Genomic DNA, 20,300 nt, shown 5'->3' with positions numbered 1-20,300 from the left:
GCACCGTGGCGCCGTGCACCAGCCTCACGGGCGCTTCTCCAGCACGAACGGGCCGATCACCAGCGCGTCCAGCGGCGTGCTGTGGAATGCGTCCACCGCGTCCTTGGGGGTGCAGACGATGGGCTCGCCGCGCACGTTGAACGAGGTGTTGATGAGCACCGGCACGCCCGTGATGCGGCCGAACGCCTCCAGCACGCCGTGGAAACGCGGATTGGCGTCGGCCGACACGGTCTGCACGCGCGCCGTGCGGTCCTGGTGGCAGGCCGACGGGATGCGCGCCGCCTGGTCTTCGTGCACGTCGTAGATGAACAGCATGAACGGCGCCTGCCCGCCATTGGCCTCGGCCGGGCTGAACCATTCGGCCAGGCGCTCCTGCGGCACCGCGGGCGCCACGGGGCGGAAGTCCTCGCGGTCCTTCAACTCGTTGATGCGCGCCTGCATGGCCGGGTCCACCGGCGAGGCCAGGATCGAGCGCGCGCCCAGTGCGCGCGGGCCGAACTCCATGCGGCCCTGGAACCAGCCGATCACGCAGCCGCGCGCGAGCAGCTGCGCCGTCTCCGCGCACACGTCGTCAGCACGGCGGTAGGGCAGCTTGGCCCAGCGCAGCAGCGCCTCGATCGCTTCGTCGTCGTAGTCCGGCCCCAGGTAGGCGTGCTCCATCCGCCAGCGGCGCGGCGCGAGCGGCGTGGCGGCGCCACGGGCGCTCGGCTGGCCGGCGGGCGGTGCGTCGCCGCGGCGCTGGCGCGCATCCGTCCACAGGGCCGCACCCAGCGCCGTGCCGGCGTCGCCGGCGGCGGGCTGCACCCAGATCTCGTCGAACACCCGGCTGTCGCGCAGCCGTGCGTTCATCACGCAGTTCAGCGCCACGCCGCCGGCCATGGCCAGGCGCGGCTGCCCGCTGGCTTCACGCAGCCAGCGCGCCAGCTGCAGTGCGCTGTCTTCCAGCACCAGCTGCAGCGAAGCGGCCAGGTCCAGGTGCACGCTCTCCAGCGCTGCCCCGCGTGCGCGCGGCGGGCAGGCCAGCGCCGTCAGGTCGATGGGATCGATGCGGTAGCGGCCCTCGGGCAGCATGGCGATGTGGCGGCCCAGCGCCGCTGCGAAGCGCGGGCTGCCCATGGCGGCCAGGGCCATCACCTTGTACTCGTCCGATGAATGCAGAAAGCCCAGGTGGTGCGTGACCTGCTCGTACAGCATGCCCAGCGAGTGCGGCATGCAGACCTCGCCGAGCTGGCGGTACACGCCGTCCGCGTAGACGCCGTAGCTCGTCGTCGCATGCTCGCCGCGGCCGTCCAGCGTCATCACCGCGCAGGCCTCGAACGGGCTGGCCAGGAAGGCGCTGGCCTGGTGGCACAGGTGGTGCTCGACGAAGTGGAAGCGGTATGGCCCGTCGTGCCGCGCGCCCGACAGCCGGCCCTTCAGGTGGTGCGGCGCACCGTCGGCCAGCTGGCGCGGCGCGTTGACGATGTAGGCCGCGAACAGCGGGTCCCACGGGTTCTCCCAGGCGCCGGCGGCGTGTGCCGAGGGTTGCAGCGGCAGGCTGATGCTGCCGCCCTGCACCCGGTCCTGCAGGAAGCGCTGGGGGTCGTAGCTGTAGGCCACGTGGTCCACGTCGACCAGCCGCACGCCGCCCTGGCGCAGGCAGTCGTCGATGGCGTGGAACGGCAGCTCCCAGGCCGTGAACGGCAGCGGCCGCTTGCCGTGCTTGATGCGCGTGAAGCGCTCCTCCTCGCTGGCCGCGACGACGGCGCCGTCGACCACCAGCACGGCAGCGCTGTCGTGGAATGCGGCGTTGATGCCCAGTGTGATCATGCTTGTGCTCCCACCAATGAAAGGGGCGCCCGCGCCGGCGCGCTGGCCATGGCCTGCGCCGGCTGCACCGCAGCGTGGCCCAGGCCCATGAGGTCGAGCGCCGCTGCGGCCACGGCGGCCGGCTCGACGCGCTGCAGGCAGTCGTTGTGGCCCTCGGGACACACGCTGCGCAGGCAGTTGCGGCAGCCCACGTCGTGGTACAGCACGCGCGCCGCGGTCAGCCACGGCGTGTGCTGGGGGTTGGTCTGCGCGTAGAGCACGGCCACCGGCGTGCCCAGCGCGGCCGCCATGTGCACAGGCCCGGTGTTGTTGCTGACGAGCACCCGCGCGCTGGCCAGCAGCGCACCGAATTCGCCCAGGCCCAGCTGGCCCGCCAGCGAGACCGAAGGCCGCCGCATCGAGGCGCGTGCGCGCTCGACCAGCGGCGCCTCCGCGCTGCTGCCCGTGAACACGATGCAGTGGCCGCTGGCGGCGGCGATGGCATCGGCCGCCGCGGCGAACCGCTCCGGCGGGTAACGGCGCGAGGGCGCCGTCGCGCCCACGTGCACGACCACATAGGGCTGGGCCGCATCACAGCCGGCCGCCACCAGCCGGCGCCGCGCGGCGCGCATGTGCGCCGCGGCGTAGTGGAAGACCAGGCGCCGGTCGGCCGCCTGCATGCCCACGCTGTGCACCAGGTCGAGCTGGCGCTGCACCTCGTGCCGCATGCCCTGCTCGACACGCTCGCCGTCGAGCACCCAGTCGCTCAGCAGCGCATACGGGTTCTCGCGGCTGTGGGCCAGCCGCAGCGGGATCTGCGCCAGACGGCACAGCATGGCGGCCGGCAGCGCGCTCTGCGTGCACACCGTGAAGATGATGGCTGCGTCGTAGCGGCCGCAGCCCAGGCGCAGCAGCAGCCGGTGGTCGGGCCCGGCATCGTCGCCGGCCTGGCCCTTGACCCATGGCGCGTCGTAGCCGATGGCCTCGTCCAGCATCGGCAGGTGTGCGAGCGCGGCCATCGTTGCCGGCGAGCCCAGCAGCGTCATGTGCACGCCCGGCAGGCTGTGGCGGATGGCCGCCAGCGCCGGCGTGGTCATGAGCAGGTCGCCCAGGTTGTCCAGCCGCACCACGAGCAGGCGGCGCACAGCGGCCCAGCGCGGGTCCAGCCCCGCTGCCGGCGGCGTCATGCTGCGCCCGGGGCCGTGCGCCCCGTGTGCCATGCGCGCGCAACGTGCGCTGCGGCTGCCGCGTCCGCGTTGGCGCGCAGGTTCAGGGCCATGAGGTCTCCTGCTCGGGCAGCACGGTGATCTCGGCCACCACCGAGCCGCGCGGCACCGACAGCAGGAACGCCACGGCCGAGGCGACGGTGGCCGGGTCCTGCAGCTTGCCGGGGTCCAGCTCGGGGAAGCGGTCGAGCAGGAACGGCGTGCGCATGCCGCCCGCGATCACCGTGCTGACGCGGATGCCCTGCGGCCGCAGTTCGGCATGCAGCGCGCGCGACAGGCCGAGCAGGCCCCACTTGCTCGCGTGGTAGGCGCTGGCGTTGGCCCAGGCGCGCGTGGCGGCGGTCGACGCGATGTTCACGATCTGCCCGCCCTGCCCGCCGTCGGCGGCGCGCAGGTGCGCCAGCGCGCTCTTGCAGAGGTAGAACACGCTGCGCAGGTTGGTGTCCAGCACGGCGTCCCAGGCCTGCGCATCCACTTCTTCCAGCGAGGCGGTGACGTCGGTGCCGGCGTTGTTGACGAGCACGTCCAGGCCGCCGAAGTGGGCCGTCGCCTGCGCCAGGGCGGCGGCCACGGCGGACCGGTCGCAGATGTCCACACCCAGCGCCAGCGTCTTGTCGCCGGCCGGGTCGATGACGCCCGCCAGATCGCGCACGCGATCGCCGGCGCGGTCGAGCAGCACCAGGCGCGCGCCCGCACCGAGCAACTGCCGCGCGATGGCCGCACCCAGGCCGCTGCCCGCGCCCGTGACCAGGGCGGTCTTGCCGTTCATGTCCATCAGGCACCTCCCAGCATGGCGACGCTGCGCACGTCGGGCACCGCGCGCGGCGGCATGCGGTGCACGGGCGCCGGCTGGCGCACGATGCCGCGGTAGGCCTCGACCAGGCCGTCGACGACCTTGTCCCAGGTGAACATGGACTGCACGCGCCGCTGGCCGGCCCGCCCCATCCGCGCCGCCAGCGCGGGCCGGCTGTGCAGCAGGGCCATGCGCTCGGCCAGCGCCTGCGGATCGCGCGGCGGCACCAGGAAGCCCGTGGCGCCATCCACCACCGAGTAGCGCAGGCCGCCGACATCGCTGGCCAGCACCGGCACGGCGCAGGCCATGGCCTCCAGCGGCGTGATGCCGAAGGGCTCGTACCACGGCGTCGACACGAAGACGTCGGCGGCCGCGTAGTAGTGGCGCAGCTGCGCGCGCCGCCGGTGGCCGGTGAAGTGCACGTCGGCCGCCACGCCCAGCGCCTCGGCAATGCGGCGCAGCCGCGCGATCTCCGGCGTGCGGTGCTCGTCGGGCTCAGGCGCATCGCCGCCCACCACCAGCAGCCGCAGCCTGGCCTGCGGCGGCAGCAAGGTGCGCGCATGCGCCAGCGCCGCGATCACGTTGTCGATGCCTTTGCGCGGCACCAGCCGGCCGAGCTGCAGCACCAGGAACTCGTCCTGCGCGATGCCCAGCTCGCGCCGCGCCGTGGCGCGCTTGCAGGGGCTGAACTCGCCAGCGTCGAAACCGCAGGGCACCATGGCGATGCGCTCGGGCGCCGCGCCGTACAGGTGCATGAGGTCGTCCTGGTCCTGCGGGCACTCGGCGATCAGCACGTCGGCGTCGCGCACGCACTGGTGCTCGATGGCGATGCGCTCCGGTGGAAAGGCATCGGCTTCCTTCTGGTGCTGCAGGCGCACCAGCCCGAGCGCGTGGAAGGTCATCGCGAACGGCAGCATCAGGCTGCGCTGCAGGTGCCGCGCGACCAGGCCGGACATGAAGAAGTTGGCGTGCGCCACGTCGAAGGGCCGGCTCCTGCGCAGCCGCTCCTCGCAGCTGCGCGCGAACTCCTGCATGCAGGGCAGCAGCTCTTCCTTGCGCACGAAGCGCGGCGGCCCGGCCGGCACATGCACCACGCGCGCGCCGCGGCACAGCGGGACGACCGGCGGCAGGTCCGGGCTGTCGCGCCGCGTGAAGACCTCGACGGCGTGGCCGCGGGCGGCCAGCTTGCGGGCCACGTGGTTCACATAGATGTTCTGGCCCCCTGAATCGACACCGCCTGCCGCAGCCAGCGGCGAGGCGTGTTCACTGATGAGGGCGATGCGCATGGGCTTGCTCATGTGTTGTGGATCCTGGCCGGAGACGTTCCGGGTGCAATGCCGTGTGGCAAACCGTGTGCCCACGGCAGCCCTGCCGGGGGCCCGCCGGCCGCGCGCACGGCGCGGCACGCCGCTTGCCCGCCGCCGTCCATGCACACCGATACCTCTCTTGCGCCCGCCGGCAGCTGGCTCGCCCGCCAGGCCGCGCAGGCGGCGCTCGCGCGCGCCCTGCCCGCGATCCAGGCACAGCTGCAGGACCCGCAGGTCAGCGGCACCGGTTTCCTGCACATCGTGCTGATGGACCCAGGGCGCCCGCCCGCCACGTCGGCGTTCGCGCAGGCGATCCTGCTGGAGCACTCGGTCGGCGACCCGGCACGCTGGGACGCCGACTACGAGCAGTTCGCGCGCGCCAAGGCGCTGCTGAGCTGGCGCCACCAGATGGACGGCCACGTGCTGCAGGCGCGCTACCCGCACCGGCTGCAGCCCGGCGACACCCTGCTGTGGGGCGGCGTGTGCCTGGACGGCATCGTCGCCGCCACCAGCGGCGCGCACCCCTGGTACGACGAGGCCTTCGGCCTGATGCTGGCAGGCTACCTGCGGGCGGAAGTCAAGCGGCTGGCGGCCGGGCACGGTGCGGAGGGGCTGTTGTTCGCGCCGCCGGCGGATGCCAGGCCGTAGGGCTTGCTGCAAAACTTCCCGGGCCTTCCGGCAGGCACGGCAGGCGGTGCGCGGCGGGTCGGCGGCTGGCGCGCCGCCATGGCTCAGGCGCGCTCGCGCGCACGGGCCAGATCGCGCACCAGTTCGCGCACGCCGGCATCGTGGTCGGCGCCGCGCAGGCGCAGCAGCGCCGAGGGGTGCACGGTGATGAGCACGCTCCGGCCGTCCTCGCGCGCAAGCCACTGCCCGCGGTTGCGCAGCACGGGCGTGGGGCGCCCCAGCAGCGCCCGCGCCGCCGTCGCCCCCAGCGCGACGAACGCGTGCGGACGCACGAGCGCGATCTCCTGCTCCAGCCACTGGACGCAGACCGCGATCTCGCGCTGGCCCGGCGACTTGTGGATGCGCCGCTTGCCGCGCAGCTCGTACTTGAAGTGCTTGACCGCATTGGTGACGAAGACGGCACGGCGGTCGATGCCGGCCTCTTGCAGCGCCAGGTCCAGCAGCCGGCCGGCCGGCCCCACGAAGGGCTGGCCGCTGCGGTCCTCTTGGTCGCCGGGCTGCTCGCCCACGAGCATCAGCGGTGCATGCGCCGGGCCCTCGCCCACCACCGATTGCGTGGCACCGGCGCCGATGGGGCACTGGCGGCATGCGTCGGTGGCCTCGCGCAGCGCGGCCAGCGCGCGGGCCGGCGCCCGCGGCGGGGCGGCGCCCGGCGAGTGAACGTGGTCTTGCGCCATGGGACCGTGTGGGCAATCGGTGTTCCCGCAGGCTGCAGCGCGCCCACCTCCCCTTCGCCAAGGCGCACCGGGTACGCCGCTTGCCGGGCCCGCGCATGACCACTTCCGCGGACAAGCGCAGGGTGTTCGCCGGCCTGTGGGCTGCGGCCTGGGCCTACCGGCGGCGCACCCTGCTGGCTGTGGCGCTCCTCGTGCTGGCGAAGGCCGCGGGCGTGGCCGTGCCGTTCCTGCTCAAGGCCATCGTCGACCGCTTCAGCCACCCGGCCGGGCTGGTGGAGGCGGTGGCGCCCGGGATGCCGGCCGCGGCCCAGGGCAACGCGTCGGTGCTGGTGGTGCCGGTGTTCCTGTTGCTGGCCTACGCGCTGGTGCGCTTCCTCGGCACGCTGTTCACCGAACTGCGCGACCTGGTGTTCGCCCCCGTGACGCAACGCACGACGACGGCCTATGCCGAGCGCAGCTTCGCCCACCTGCTGGCGCTGGACCCGCGCTTCCACGTGCAGCGCAACACCGGCTCGCTGATCCGCGACGTGGAACGCGGCACCGCCGGCGTCGGCTTCCTGCTCGGTGCCGGGCTGTTCACGGTGGTGCCCACGCTGGTGGAGTTCGCCGCCGTGCTGGCGGTGATGGCGCTGGGCTACAGCCTGTGGTTCACGGCCGCCATCCTGGTCACCTTCTGCGTCTACGCGGTCCTCACGCTGCGGCTGACGCAGCGGCGCGAACTGCGCCAGCGGCGCGTCAACGAGATGGACTCGCGCGCCAACGGCCGCTTGGTCGACAGCCTGCTGAACTACGAGACGGTCAAGACCCATGCGCGCGAGGACTACGAGCGCCGGCGCTATGCGGAGATCTGCGCCCAGTGGGTGCAGGGCAGCATCGGCAACCAGCGCACGCTGTCGGCGCTGCACATCGGCCAGGGTGCCGTGATCGCCGCCGGCGTGGCCGCCGTCATGCTGCTGGCTGGCCAGCAGACGGTGCGCGGCGCCATGTCGGTGGGCGACCTCGTGCTCGTCAACGCCTACCTGATCCAGATCTGCCTGCCGCTCAACGCGCTGGGCTTCGTGTTCCGCGAGGCCAGCGACGCACTGGTCAACACCGAGAAGCTGTTCGCGCTGATGGCGCAGCGCCCCGACATCGAGGACCGCCCCGGGCAGGCGTTGCTGGCGGTCAAGGGCGGCGTGGTGGCCTTCGAGCATGTGGACTTCTCGTACGAGGCCGGCCGCCAGGTGCTCTGGGATGTGAGCCTCACCATCGGTGCCGGGCAGACCGTGGCCGTGGTGGGCGGCAGCGGCTCGGGCAAATCGACGCTGGCGCGGCTGCTGCTGCGCCTGTACGACGTGAACGGCGGACGCATCGCGGTGGACGGACAGGACCTGCGCGCGGTCACCGTGCAATCGCTGCGCGAGGCCATCGGCGTGGTGCCGCAGGACACCGTGCTGTTCAACGACACCATCGCCTACAACATCGGCTACGGGCGGCTGGGCGCCGGCATCGCCGACATCATGGAGGCCGCCAAGGCCGCGCAGGTGCACGAGTTCATCCTGTCGCTGCCCCAGCAGTACGAGACGGTGGTGGGCGAGCGCGGGCTCAAGCTGTCGGGCGGCGAGAAGCAGCGCATCGCCATCGCGCGGGCCTTCCTGAAGAACCCGCCGATCATGGTCTTCGACGAGGCCACGTCGGCGCTCGACACCCGCGCGGAGCGCGCGATCCAGGGCGAGCTCGACCGCATCGCCGAGGGCCGCACCACGCTGGTCATCGCGCACCGGCTGTCCACCATCGTCAACGCCGACGAGATCGTCGTGATGGACAAGGGCCGCATCGTCGAACGCGGACGCCACGAGGCCCTGCTGGCGCAGGCCGGCCTCTACGCGCAGCTGTGGAGCCTGCAGCGCCAGCAGCAGCAGTTCGAGCGGCTGGAGCGCCAGCTGGCGCGCCAGCCCGTCAACCTGGTGGCACTGGTGGCGAACGCCATCGACGGCCTGCGCCAGACCATCGACGCGCGGCAGGTGCGGCTGTACACCGAGATCGACATCGACGACGCCAGCGTGACGGGCGACCCCGGCACGCTGGCCCAGGTGCTGCGCCAGCTGTGCATGTGGGCGCTGCACGCCACGCCCGCGCAGGGCCGCATCGAGCTGCGGCTGGAACGCCGCGACCGGCGCGCCTGCCTCAGCGTGACCGATGGCCGGCATGCCGCGGTGGGCGAGCGCGCGCCGGCGCCCGTCCCCGATGCGCTGGCCGGGCTCGCGCTGCCCCATGGCACCGAGACCCCGCTCGACCCGATGGCGTTGCGCTCGACCATCGAGCGCCAGGGCGGCAGCTTCTCCATCGAAGCGCCGAGCGCACTGCACGGCATGCGCTACATGCTGGACCTGCCGCTGCGCGCCGTGGCCGCCGAGCCGGCGCCCGTGCCGCATGCCGCCGGTGCCGGGCATGGCCTGGGCGACACGCCGCTGGCGGGCCTGCGCATCATGGTCATCGACGACATGGCCGACGCGCGCGACACCCTGGCCATGCTGCTGGGCGCCGAGGGCGCGCAGGTGCTGCCGTTCCCGGGTGGCGCACCGGCGCTGGCATGGCTGGCCGGCGAGCCGACGACGCGCTGGCCGCATCTGCTGGTGTGCGACATCGTGCTGCACGGCGAAGACGGCTACGGCGTGATGCACGCCGTGCGCCAACGCGAGGCCGAACGCGGCGTGACGCTGGAGCAGCGCATGCCCGCGGTGGCGCTGACCGGCCTGGCGCAACCCGGCGACCGCGTGCGCACGCTGATGGCGGGCTTCCAGGTGCACCTCGTCAAACCGGTGGAGGCCGACGAACTGGTGCAGACGCTCTACACGCTCGCCGGGCGCGGGGAGAAGGCGGCGTGAGCCCGTGCCTGCACCAGGCGCGAGGCAGGCCGGCCCTTGGCGCCACCGCGCCGGCCGTCCCGCCCCCGCCGCCCGGCGGCGGGATCCGCAGCAGCCGTGGCAAGCGGCCCCAGGGCCCCGTCGCCGCGGCTGCCGAAGGCTCAGCCCTTCGGCCGGCTGCGGTCCGGAGCGCTGGGGCCGTTGCGGTCGGAGAGCTGCTCGGACGGCGGCCCGAGGCGGCCGCTGTCGCCGCCTTGCGCATTGGCGGTGCCGCCCGCGCGCAGCGCCTTGCCGCGGCCCGAATAGATCTCCTCGTCGTCGAAGTTGAGCGGCGGCGTGCCGTCGCCGCCGCCGCTTTCGACACCGCCCTTGCCGGGCTGTGGGGACTGCCCTTGCGCTGTCGCCTGCGCGTGGGGTGCCACGGGGTCCGACGCGCCTGTGCCGGGTTGCGAACGCGATCTCGTCATGCTGCTCTCCAGAAGTTGTGTGCCCCATGCTCGCGGCCCGCCCTGGCGCACGGGGCCAGCCTGTGCGCCATCGCCGCGCCGGAAACCGCCTACCGCGCGGGACCCTGCGGTCCTACAGCCATTCCTACAACCGCAGCGCATGCGCACCGACACCCGGCAGCACACGCGATGCACGAAAGTCATCACCCATGCCAACCCACACTCCGCCGCCCATCGCACGCCGCCCCTGGTTCCTGCTGATCTTGGCCATCTTGCTGATCGCTGCAGCGCTGTTCGCCGGCATCGCCGGCACACAGCTGCTGCTGCTCGGCGGATCGCCCTACTACCTCGTCGCCGCCGCGCTGCTTCTGGCCACGGCCTGGCTGCTGCTGGCGCGCAGGCCCGCCGCGTTGCAGCTGTATGCGCTGTTCGTCATCGCCACGCTGGGCTGGGCGCTGTGGGAGTCGGGCCTGGACTGGTGGCCGCTCGCCGCGCGGCTGGACGTGCCCTTCATCCTGGGCGCGCTGCTGCTGCTGCCCGTCATCACGCGGGCGCGGCACGCGGGCCCTGGCCGGCCGCGGCGGCCTGGCGCTGGTCGCGGCCTTGGCGGTGTTCGCCGCCACGGCCGTGGCATCGTGGTTCCACGATCCGCACCAGATCGCCGGGGAACTGCCGCGCGCGCCGATCGCCGCCGCGGCAGACGGCGCCGTGCCGGCGGGCGAGTGGCATGCCTACGGCCGCACCGCCGCAGGCCAGCGCCATGCCCCGCTGGCCCAGATCACACCGGGCAATGTGGAGAACCTGCAGCTGGCCTGGCACTACCGCACCGGCGACGTGCGCGGCCAGCCGGGCGACCCCGAAGAAACCACCTTCCAGGCCACGCCACTGAAGATCGGCGAGCGCCTGTTCCTGTGCACGCCGCACCAGTCCGTCGTGGCGCTGGATGCGACCACCGGCGCGCAGGCCTGGCGGCGCGACCTGGGCCTGCCCAAGGGCCTCGCGCTGCAGCACCTGACTTGCCGCGGCCTCTCCTACCAGGCCAGTTCCAGCGCGCCGGAGTGCCCGTCCAAGCTGTTCATGCCCACGGCGGACGGCCGGCTGCTCGCGCTCGATCCGGCCACCGGCAAATCGTGCAGCAGCTTCGGTGGCGGCCGCGGCGAGATCGACCTGTGGGCCGGCATGCCCAACCACCGGCCCGGGGCCTACTACTCGACCTCGCCCGTGGTCGTGACGCAAAAGCTCGTGATCGTCGGCGGCACGGTGCTGGACAACGTCTCCACGCGCGAGCAGTCCGGCGTGATCCGCGCCTACGACATCGAGACCGGCGCGCTGGTCTGGAACTGGGATTCGGCCCGCCCCGACGACACGGCGCCGCTGGCGGCTGGCCAGACCTACACGCCGAACTCGCCCAACAGCTGGTCGATCTCCAGCGTGGACGAGGCGCTGGGCATGGTCTACGTGCCGATGGGCAACCAGCCGCCCGACCAGTGGGGCGGCAACCGCAGCGAGGCGGTGGAGCGCTTCTCGTCCTCCGTGGTGGCGCTGGACCTGGCCACCGGCCGCGTGCGCTGGAGCTTCCAGACCGTGCACCACGACCTGTGGGACTACGACGTGCCGGCGCAGCCCAGCCTGGTCGACCTGGAGATCGGCGGCACGCGCGTGCCCGCGCTGGTGCAGCCCACCAAGCAGGGCGAGCTGTTCGTGCTGGACAGGCGCACCGGGGTGCCGGTGCACCCGGTGCGCGAAGACCCGGTGCCGCAGGGCGCCGCCGCGGGCGACCGCACGGCGCCCACGCAGCCGCGCTCCGCGGTCTCGTTCGACCCGCCGGCGCTGACCGAAAGCGCCATGTGGGGCGCCACCATGTTCGACCAGCTGATGTGCCGCATCGCATTCCGCAAGCTGCGCTACGAGGGCCGCTACACGCCGCCGTCGACCCAGGGCACGCTGGTCTACCCCGGCAACTTCGGCGTGTTCAACTGGGGCGGTGTGGCCGTGGACCCGCAGCGCCAGTCGTTGTTCGCCACGCCGACGATGCTGGCCTTCGTCTCCCAGCTGGTGCCGCGTTCCGACGACACCGCGCTGCTGGTGCAGGGCGGGCAGCGGCCCCAGGACAGCCTGCCTGCACTGAACGAGAACTTCGGCGCGCCCTTCGCCGTCAAGCTCAGCGCCTTCACCTCGCCGCTGGGCATCCCGTGCCAGCAGCCGCCCTGGGGCTTCGTGGCCGGGGTCGACCTGGTGACGGGCAAGACCGCCTGGATGCACCGCAACGGCACCGTGCGCGACCTGGCGCCCGTGCCGCTGCCCTTGCGCATGGGCGTGCCCAACCTGGGCGGCCCGCTGCTCACGGCCAGTGGCCTGGCCTTCCTGTCGGGCACGCTGGACTACTACCTGCGCGCCTACGACGCCACCACCGGCCGCGAGATCTGGAAGGCCCGCCTGCCCGCTGGCGGCCAGGCCACACCGATGAGCTACACCGGGGCCGACGGGCGCCAGTACGTGGTGGCCGTGGCGGGCGGGCACGGCTCGCTGGGCACCAAGGCGGGCGACCACGTCATGGCCTGGGCCCTGCCCAAGTGAAGCCGGCGCGCGCGCCGCTTTCGCCCTTGCGCACTGCCATGCTGCGCCGCCCGAAGCACGGTGCACCCCATCCGGCGGTGCACCGTGTCTTCAGGAGCCACCGGTGCATTGCGCAAGGTCGATGCGTGCATTCCCACAGTGCCTTCGCCTACAAGGGCGGCCCTTCCCGCTCCCTAGCATCATCCGAAGCCAGCCTGCCCAACGACAGCGGCCTCTCTCCCATGCCGCAACGCGTATTTTTGGTCGAAGACAACCCGCTCATCCGCCAGACCATGACGGAGATGCTCGAGGACGTCGCGGGCGCCTGCGTCGTGGCCTGGGCCGACAGCGAACAGCCGGCCATTGCACAGATGCGCCGTGAACCCTGGGACGTGGCCCTGGTCGACCTGTTCCTGAGGGAAGGTTCGGGCCTGGGCGTGGCGCGCGCCTTCATGCAGCGCGCGGCGCACCAGCGCCTGTACGTGGTCACGAACTATGCGACGCCGGACATCCGCGAACGCTGCATGCGCCAGCGTGTCGATGGCGTCTTCGACAAGTCCACCGAGCTCGACCGCCTGCTGGCGGCGCTGGAACACGGCGACAGCGCCTGAAACACGGGCCGCGTGCGGCCTGCGCACCGGCCCTTCAGCTGGCAGCAGGCTGTGCCGCCCTCTGGCGCCAGCCGCGTCCTGCTGCCACGCCGCCCCAGGCGGTCTGCAACATTTGCGGCAGATCTTGCAGCGTCCCGGCGTGCCGTGCGGCCACTGCGTTGCGCGCGGCCAGCCGGCAGGGCATGCCATGTCGCGCAGCGGCGCCCCGGCAGGAACGCGCCTTGCCCGCCGCAGTCCCAGCACCGCAGAGCACCGATGACCACGCCCATCTACCGCGACCGCCAGAGCGCCGGACGCACCCTCGCTGCCCGGCTGCGCGCCCACGCGCGCCGCGCGGCGTCGCATCCCATGGAGACGCCGCTGTGACCGAACTCCCTGACCCCCATGCCATCGCCGCGGTGCGCGCGCTGGCCATCCCCCTGCGCGAGGACGACCCGCACGACGCGTTGCTCGACCTGGTGGGCGATGCCGAACTGGTGCTGCTGGGCGAGGCCTCGCACGGCACGCACGAGTTCTACCGCGAGCGGGCGCGCATCACGCAGCGGCTGCTGGCAGAGAAGCAGTTCCAGGCCGTCGCCATCGAGGGCGACTGGCCGGATGCCTACCGCGTGAACCGCTACGTGCGCGGCGTGGGCAGCGACAACAGCGCCGCGCAGGCGCTGGAGGGCTTCAAGCGCTTTCCGACCTGGATGTGGCGCAACACCGAGGTCGTGGCCTTCGTCGAGTGGCAGCGCGCGCGCAACGCAGGGCTGCCGCCGCCGGCCCGCACCGGCTTCTACGGCCTGGACCTGTACAGCATGCACAGCTCCATGGCCGCGGTGCTGGCGCATCTGGAGGCGGCCGACCCCGAGGCGGCGCGGCAGGTGCGCGAACGCTACGGCTGCTTCGACCGCTTCGGCGAGGACAGCCAGGTCTACGGCCTCATGACGGGCCTGCGCGGCGCCGACAGCTGCGAGCAGGCGGTGCGCGCCACGCTGGCCGACCTGCGCCACCGGGCCGCGGCAGCACAGCCCGACATCGCCGACACGGAGGCCGCGTTCGACGCGGCGCAAAACGCGCTCCTGGTCAAGAACGCGGAGGCCTATTACCGCTCCATGTACCTCAGCGACGTGTCGTCGTGGAACCTGCGCGACCTGCACATGGCCGAGACCCTGGGCCAGCTGCAGGCACACCTGCAGCGCCAGTCCGGGCATGGGCAGACGCGGCCGAAGATCGTGGTGTGGGCCCACAACTCGCACCTGGGCGACGCGCGGGCCACCGAGATGGGCCAGCGCCGCGGCGAGATGAACCTGGGCCAACTGGTGCGCGAGCGCCATGGCGCCAGGGCGCTGCTGGTCGGCTTCAGCACCTACACAGGCAGCGTGGCGGCCGCGTCCGACTGGGGCGCGGCGGCGCAGCGCATGCAGGTCGTCCCCGCACGGCCCGACAGCCACGAAGGGGTGATGCACGCCAGCGGCGTGGCGCGCTTCCTGCTGCCGCTGCGCGGCGCGCGGCCCCTGGTGTTCTCCAAGCCGCGGCTCGAACGCGCCATCGGCGTGATCTACCGGCCCGAGACGGAGCGCATGAGCCATTACTTTCACGCCGAACTGGGCGCGCAGTTCGACGCGCTGATCCACCTGGACACCACGCGCGCGCTGGAGCCGCTGGAGCGCGGCACCGGCTGGCGCGACGCCGAGGCGCCGGCCACCTACCCCGCCGGCGTGTAGCGGGCCACGTCAGTCGCGCTGGCCGCGCAGGCTGGCACGCACGCCGGCCCACCACTCCTTGGCGCTGGCGCGCATCACCTGGCGCGCGTCCGGGTCGCCCTTGAGCAGCGCGGCCAGGTAGGCGCGCACCTGCGGGCCCGTCACGTGCGGCGGCACCGGCGGCACGTTGGGGTCGGTCACCATCTCCAGCACCATCGGCCGGTCCGACGCCAGGGCCTGGTCCCATGCCGGGCCGACCTGGGCGGGGTCGTCGATGCGCAGGCCGCCCAGGTTCAGCTGCCGGGCGAACTCGGCATAGGCGAAGGGCGGCAGGTCCTGCGAGGGCGCGAACTTCGGGTCGCCCGCCGTGCCGCGCTGCTCCCAGGTCACCATGTTGAGGTCGCTGTTGTTGAGCACCATGACGATGAGCCGCGGGTCGCTCCACTGCCGCCAGCTTGCCGCGACGCCGATCAGCGCGTTGAGCCCCAGCATCTGCATGGCGCCATCGCCCACCATGGCGATGACCGGCCGGTCCGGGTAGGCATGCTTGGCGGCCAGCGCGTACGGCACGGCCGGGCCCATCGTGGCCAGGCCGCCCGACAGCGAGCCCATCATGCCGCGCCGCAGCCTGAGATCGCGCGCGTACCAGACGGCAGCCGTGCCGGAGTCGCAGGTCAGGATGCAGCCCTCGGGCAGGCGCGGCGAGAGTTCCCAGAACACGCGCTGCGGGTTCAGCGGCTCGGCCTCGGCCATGGCGCGCTGCTCCAGCACCTGCCACCACTGGGCCACCTTGCCTTCGATCTCGCTGCGCCAGGCGGTGTCGGCCTTCTGGCGCAGCCGCGGCAGCAGCGCCGCCAGCGTGGCGCGGCTGTCGCCGACCAGGTTCAACTCCATCGGGTAGCGCAGGCCCAGGCGCGCGGGATCGGTGTCGATCTGCACGCCGCGGGCCTGGCCCTCCTCGGGCAGGTACTCCGCATACGGAAAGCCCGAGCCCACCATCAGCAGCGTGTCGCAGCCGTTCATGAGGTCCGAACTCGGCGCCGTGCCGAGCAGGCCGATGGCACCCGTCACATAGGGCAGATCGTCCGGCACGGCGGCCTTGCCCAGCAGCGCCTTGGCGATGCCGGCGCCCAGGCGCTCGGCCACGGCGACCAGTTCGTCGGTGGCATGCAGTGCGCCGGCGCCGGCCAGGATGGCCACGCGCTGGCCGGCGTTCAGGATTTCGGCCGCGGCGTCCAGTGCCGCATCGTCGGGCACCAGCGCGCGCCGGGTGCTGCCGATGCCGCTGCGCACGCTGCCGTGCGCGCGCGGCGGCACCGGCACGGCGTCGAGCTCCTGCACGTCGTTGGGCAGGATGATGCAGGTCACGGTGCGGCGCTCGCTGGCGATGCGCAGGGCGCGGTCCACCACGTGGCGCAGCTGGGCCGGCACCGACACGGTCTGCACGAACTCGGAGGCCACGTCCTTGAACAGGCTGGGCAGGTCGACCTCCTGCTGGTACTCGCCGCCCAGCGCGCTGCGGGCCTGCTGGCCGACGATGGCGACCACCGGCTGGTGGTCCATGCGCGCGTCGTACAGGCCGTTCAGCAGGTGGATGGCGCCAGGCCCCGAGGTCGCCAGGCACACGCCGACCTCTCCGGTGAACTTGGCATGCGCGCAGGCCATGAACGCGGCCAGTTCCTCGTGCCGCGCCTGGACGAACGCGATGCCGCCATCGCTGCGGCCGAGCGCGCCCATGACGCCGTTGATGCCGTCGCCGGGGTAGCCGAAGATGCGCCGCACGCCCCATTCATGCAGGCGCTGCAGCAGGTGGTCGCTGACATTCATGGCGGCTCAGGCCTGGGCCTGTTCGGAAACCGTGGGCATGGCGGATCTCCAGGAAGGACAGGAACAACGGTGCGGGCACTGCGCCGGCAGCCGGACCTTCACGGTAGACGCGCCACTGCGCGCACCGCGCCGCAGGATGTCCAATGACCCTGTAGGAGGTGGCGCACGGCGTGCGCGCGCGCCTCCCTGCCTAACTGCCTTACAGCACCTGGCGCAGCGAGTAGCAGGCGTGCTCCTGCAAGCGCCGGTGCAGCGGCCGGTGCTCCCACTCCTGCAGCGACACCGGCCGGGCGCTGCGCAGCAGGCGTTCGAACAGCGCGTCGAGTTGCCGCGCCACGCCGTCGTCCAGGATGCCCAGCGTGAGCTCGTCGTTGGTGTCGAACGAGCGGTCGTCGAAGTTGCTGGAGCCGACCGCACTCCAGCTGCCGTCGATGGTCATGACCTTCTGGTGGATGAGGCCCTTGTGGCACTCGAACAGCTGCACGCCGCAGCGCAGCAGCTTGCCGAAGTTGCGCCGCGCCGCGAGGTTGACGACGGGGTTGTCGGTCGCATCGATCGCGGGCATCAGCACGCGCACCTCGACGCCCCGCCGCACCGCGGCGCCGAAGGCGTCGATGGCCTCGGGCTTGGGGATGAAGTACGGGTTCTGCACCTGGATGCGCCGGTGCGCCATGCAGATCGCCGCGTGGTGCAGGATCTTGACGGCCGGCGCCGAACGCTCGGGTTTGGCATAGGCCGCATGCATGGCGATGGCGCCCGCCGGCTGCAGCGGCGGGAACACCGCGTCGCCGGCGAACAGTTCGCCGGTCTCGCCGGCCCAGTTCTCGCTGAATGCGCCCTGCAGCGTGTGCACGATGGGGCCGCGCACGCGCACGCTGACGTCGTAGGCCGGCAGTTGCTCTGTCGCCGGTATGTGGTCGCCCAGCCAGGCATCGGTGTAGCAATGGCCACCGACGAGGGCGGTGTGGCCATCGGTGATGACGAGCTTGCGGTGGTCGCGGTCGGTCAGCACCCCGAGGTTGCGCAGCGACCAGCGGTGGAAGAAGGCCACGCGGCAGCCGGCCGCGCGCAAGGCGCGCCGCGCGGCCCGCCCCATGCGCCGGCCGCCCATGCCATCGAGCAGCACACGCACGCACACACCGCGGCGCGCGGCCTTGCACAGCGCGGTGGTCATGCGCGTGGCGACCACGCCCTTCTTCCACAGGAAGTTCTCCAGGTGCACCGTGTGGCGCGCCGCGCCGATCTGCTCTTCGACGGCGTCGAAGAAGGCATCGTCGAGCACCAGCTCCACCGCGTTTCCGGGCACCACCGTGCCCAGGCTCAGGCCGGCCAGAGAGTCTGTCAGCGATGCCATGTCGCCCTCGCAGGCCATGCCCAGGCTGGGAGGACGGTGCCGCCGCACGGACCACAGCACCAGCAGCAGCACGCCGGCGATGCCGGCCGCGATGCCGGCGGCCCACTGCGGCCATGCGTTCATGGCTTCGCCTGCATTCAGCCCTTGGTGGAGGGATAGGCGGACGCCTTCAGCAATCCCGCCAGGTGTGCCGTGAGCCGGGCCAGCGTGCGCGTGGTGCCGGCGGTCTTCTCGGGCGTGCGCTCCAGGTCCACGTAGTTGGTGCTGCCCATGGCCTCGCCGACCCAGTAGGTCGAGGCGCTGGCCGGCACGGTGAAGCCGACATCGACCAGCGCCTGGAACACCTCGGCGCAGACATGGTGGGCGCCGTCCTCGTTGCCGACCACCGCCACGCCGGCCACCTTGCCGTAGGTCGGCATGTAGCCGGTGGCCTCGTCCACCTCGCTGATGAAGGCGTCCATGCGTTCGAGCACGCGCTTGCAGATGCTGGACGGCTGGCCAAGCCAGATCGGCGTGCCGATGACGAGGATGTCGGCATCCATGATGCGGCGGCGCACGGCCGGCCACTCGTCGCCCTCGCCTTCATCGGACGAGACGCCGGGCAGCAGGTTCAGGTCGGCCGCGCGGATGGATTCCACGGCCACGCCCAGCCGGCGCCACTCGGCCTCGACCTCGCCGAGCAGGCGGGCGGTGGACGACGGGGACGCAGGATCGCTGCGCTTGAGGGTGCAGTTCAGCGTGAGGGCCTGGAGCATGGATCGGTCCGATCTGAAGAGGGTGGCAGCCCGGGCCACGTGGTGCGCTTGCTGGTGTTGTCCATCAGGGTCTCCCATGGATGCGGGTAGACCACCAGCTTAGGCAATTGCCCGGCTGCGGAGCGCGGGACAAGGCCCATGCGGCGCGTCGGACGCGTCGGCCGCCCGCGCACGCGTGCTGTACCGGCCCCTCCACGGGTTGCCACCGCAGCGGTGTCCGGGTCAGCGGCTGCGCAGCAAGGCGTTGGCGTGGGGCTTGGTGGCGCTGCCCGGCCCCGCTGCGGGGCCTAGGGAAATGGCTTTCCCTGGGCGTGCTGGGCCAGCGCCACCCGGCCTTTGGTCGTGATCGCCTGCACGGCGGCGACCTCGCGGCCCGGCACTTCGGACGCAACGAAGGTGGCGTCGACCATTCCAGCGGCGCGCAGCACGCGGATGCACTGGACCGCGTGCTCGTCGTCCACGCGCAGCGGCAGGTCCAGATACTCGATGGAACGGAGGTAGTCCATGGGCATGGCGAAAATTTACCGCAGCCGCGGTGGGCTTGCCAAGGGAAGACGGCAACGGCTGTAGGACTTTGGCGGAGGTGCCGTGCGCAGACGGCCGACTGCGCCGAACGCCTTCATTCGGGCGCGGACGACGCCAGCGCCGGGTAGACATCGGCCAGGGGGCTCACCGTGCCCGCGGCCGCAGGGTCGTAGCCGGGCAGCGCCGCCAGGACCTGCCGGAACGCCGGGTCGCGCAGGGCCTGCAGCACGGCCTGCAGCGCAGGCGTGGCCATCACGTCGGCGCGGCACAGCAGGAAATAGCGCTCGGTCGCGATCGGCACGAAGTCGAGCTTGAACTGGCGCGCCGGTGGCTCCAGCCCGAAGCCTGCATCGGCCATGCCGCTGGCCACGTGCGCGGCCACGGCCGCGTGGGTGTATTCGCCCTGCTCGAAGCCGGAGATGGCCGTCGAGGCGACCTCTTGGGCCGCCAGCAGGCGCTCCAGCAGGAAGCGTGTCCCCGAGCCCGGCTGGCGGTTGATGAAGCGCACGCCGGGGCGCGCGAGATCGGCCAGCGCGAACAGCTCCTTCGGGTTGCCCGCGCGCACCATGAGGCCCTGGCGGCGCACGGCGATGTCCACCAGTTGCAGGTCCAGCCCGCGCAGCCAGCGCCGGTAGTGCGCCAGCGCCACGGGTTCCATCGCGCCGATGGGGATGTGGAAGCCGGCCACATCGCAGTCGCCATCGCGCAACGCGGCGGCGGCGGCCGAACTGCTGGCATAGGAGAAGGCGATCTTGAGCCCGTCGCCGGCCAGGCGCTCGAGCAGGCGCTCGATGGCAAAGCCATGGCTGGCATGGATGCGCAACGCCGCAGGCGCCTCCTCCAATGCGCCGCGCAACTCCTGCGCCAGCTCGGACGACAGCGTCTCCAGCACCGGCCGCAGCCGGGCATGGATGCGCCGGTCGGCCCAGGCGATGCGCGCGCCCAGATCGGTCAGCGTCGAGCCCTTGCCACGTTCCATCAGCATGAGCTGGGCCTGGAACAGCGCCTCGCCCTGGCGCACGAGCGTCCAGGCGTGGCGGTACGACAGCCCCAGCACGCGTGCCGCGCTCTGCAGGGTGCCCGTTTCCGACACCTGGACCAGCAGGTCGATCAGGCGCGCCGGCAGCTGCTGGCCCTGCGCATCCTGGATGGTCCAGACGGGAACGATGGAGACCTGCTTCATCTGCGATTGCACTTCATGAACTCGACTTCCTATG

General features: G+C 72.5%; 16 protein-coding genes. 5 read left to right on the top strand and 11 right to left on the bottom strand.

What is annotated here, in order from left to right:
* Positions 1-24: 24 nt before the first annotated feature.
* The 4 genes from DES41_RS34220 to DES41_RS34205 all read right to left on the bottom strand — a co-directional run bounded on the left by DES41_RS34220 (position 25) and on the right by DES41_RS34205 (position 5,093).
* A complete protein-coding gene (locus tag DES41_RS34220) occupies positions 25-1,809 on the bottom strand; it encodes a carbamoyltransferase family protein (RefSeq protein ID WP_114472110.1) in 1,785 nt (594 codons plus the stop codon).
* Positions 1,806-2,975, bottom strand: a complete 1,170-nt coding sequence (locus DES41_RS34215) for a glycosyltransferase family 9 protein (protein ID WP_114472109.1) — start codon at positions 2,973-2,975, stop codon at positions 1,806-1,808. Before DES41_RS34215 ends, DES41_RS34220 begins: the two co-directional genes overlap by 4 nt.
* Positions 2,976-3,057: 82 nt before the next feature.
* Positions 3,058-3,789, bottom strand: coding sequence for an SDR family oxidoreductase (locus DES41_RS34210; protein ID WP_114472108.1), 732 nt, complete (start codon positions 3,787-3,789; stop codon positions 3,058-3,060).
* On the bottom strand, positions 3,789-5,093 hold the full coding sequence (locus DES41_RS34205) for a glycosyltransferase (protein ID WP_114472202.1): 1,305 nt from the start codon (positions 5,091-5,093) through the stop codon (positions 3,789-3,791). Before DES41_RS34205 ends, DES41_RS34210 begins: the two co-directional genes overlap by 1 nt.
* A gap of 141 nt (positions 5,094-5,234) precedes the next feature.
* On the opposite strand from DES41_RS34205, the gene DES41_RS34200 reads away from it, so the two are divergent.
* Entirely contained in the window at positions 5,235-5,762 is a 528-nt protein-coding gene (locus DES41_RS34200) for a hypothetical protein (RefSeq protein WP_114472107.1), read from the top strand.
* 83 nt (positions 5,763-5,845) lie between these two features.
* Here DES41_RS34200 and DES41_RS34195 read toward each other — a convergent pair whose 3' ends face one another.
* On the bottom strand, positions 5,846-6,478 hold the full coding sequence (locus DES41_RS34195) for a UdgX family uracil-DNA binding protein (protein ID WP_114472106.1): 633 nt from the start codon (positions 6,476-6,478) through the stop codon (positions 5,846-5,848).
* A 95-nt stretch (positions 6,479-6,573) separates the two neighbouring features.
* Between DES41_RS34195 and DES41_RS34190 the strand changes: the two genes are divergently transcribed.
* A complete protein-coding gene (locus DES41_RS34190; RefSeq protein ID WP_114472105.1) occupies positions 6,574-9,345 on the top strand; it encodes an ATP-binding cassette domain-containing protein in 2,772 nt (923 codons plus the stop codon).
* A gap of 140 nt (positions 9,346-9,485) precedes the next feature.
* On the opposite strand, the gene DES41_RS34185 is transcribed toward DES41_RS34190, so the two are convergent.
* Positions 9,486-9,791, bottom strand: coding sequence for a hypothetical protein (locus tag DES41_RS34185; protein ID WP_114472104.1), 306 nt, complete (start codon positions 9,789-9,791; stop codon positions 9,486-9,488).
* Between the two features lie 399 nt (positions 9,792-10,190).
* On the opposite strand from DES41_RS34185, the gene DES41_RS34180 reads away from it, so the two are divergent.
* From DES41_RS34180 to DES41_RS34170, 3 genes are all read left to right on the top strand, one after another.
* Complete coding sequence (locus DES41_RS34180; RefSeq protein WP_425466415.1) at positions 10,191-12,347, top strand: membrane-bound PQQ-dependent dehydrogenase, glucose/quinate/shikimate family; 2,157 nt, start codon at positions 10,191-10,193, stop codon at positions 12,345-12,347.
* A gap of 221 nt (positions 12,348-12,568) precedes the next feature.
* Positions 12,569-12,937 carry a response regulator gene (locus DES41_RS34175; protein ID WP_114472103.1) on the top strand — a complete coding sequence of 123 codons (369 nt, stop codon included), beginning with the start codon at positions 12,569-12,571 and terminating at the stop codon, positions 12,935-12,937.
* A 362-nt stretch (positions 12,938-13,299) separates the two neighbouring features.
* Entirely contained in the window at positions 13,300-14,643 is a 1,344-nt protein-coding gene (locus tag DES41_RS34170) for an erythromycin esterase family protein (protein WP_245966010.1), read from the top strand.
* A gap of 9 nt (positions 14,644-14,652) precedes the next feature.
* On the opposite strand, the gene DES41_RS34165 is transcribed toward DES41_RS34170, so the two are convergent.
* From DES41_RS34165 to DES41_RS34145, 5 genes are all read right to left on the bottom strand, one after another.
* On the bottom strand, positions 14,653-16,449 hold the full coding sequence (locus DES41_RS34165) for a thiamine pyrophosphate-requiring protein (protein ID WP_114472102.1): 1,797 nt from the start codon (positions 16,447-16,449) through the stop codon (positions 14,653-14,655).
* A gap of 199 nt (positions 16,450-16,648) precedes the next feature.
* Positions 16,649-17,926 carry a phospholipase D-like domain-containing protein gene (locus DES41_RS34160; RefSeq protein ID WP_114472101.1) on the bottom strand — a complete coding sequence of 426 codons (1,278 nt, stop codon included), beginning with the start codon at positions 17,924-17,926 and terminating at the stop codon, positions 16,649-16,651.
* A gap of 14 nt (positions 17,927-17,940) precedes the next feature.
* Positions 17,941-18,558, bottom strand: coding sequence for a flavodoxin family protein (locus DES41_RS34155; protein ID WP_114472100.1), 618 nt, complete (start codon positions 18,556-18,558; stop codon positions 17,941-17,943).
* A 287-nt stretch (positions 18,559-18,845) separates the two neighbouring features.
* Positions 18,846-19,070 carry a hypothetical protein gene (locus tag DES41_RS34150; RefSeq protein ID WP_114472099.1) on the bottom strand — a complete coding sequence of 75 codons (225 nt, stop codon included), beginning with the start codon at positions 19,068-19,070 and terminating at the stop codon, positions 18,846-18,848.
* A 107-nt stretch (positions 19,071-19,177) separates the two neighbouring features.
* Positions 19,178-20,266 carry a substrate-binding domain-containing protein gene (locus tag DES41_RS34145; protein WP_114472098.1) on the bottom strand — a complete coding sequence of 363 codons (1,089 nt, stop codon included), beginning with the start codon at positions 20,264-20,266 and terminating at the stop codon, positions 19,178-19,180.
* Positions 20,267-20,300 lie beyond the last annotated feature (34 nt).

Origin of the sequence: Pseudorhodoferax soli (assembly GCF_003337555.1) — a bacterium.
GTDB classification, from domain to species: domain Bacteria; phylum Pseudomonadota; class Gammaproteobacteria; order Burkholderiales; family Burkholderiaceae_C; genus Pseudorhodoferax; species Pseudorhodoferax soli.
Note: the sequence above shows the minus strand (reverse complement) of the source record. Positions and strands in the feature narration are given on the sequence as shown.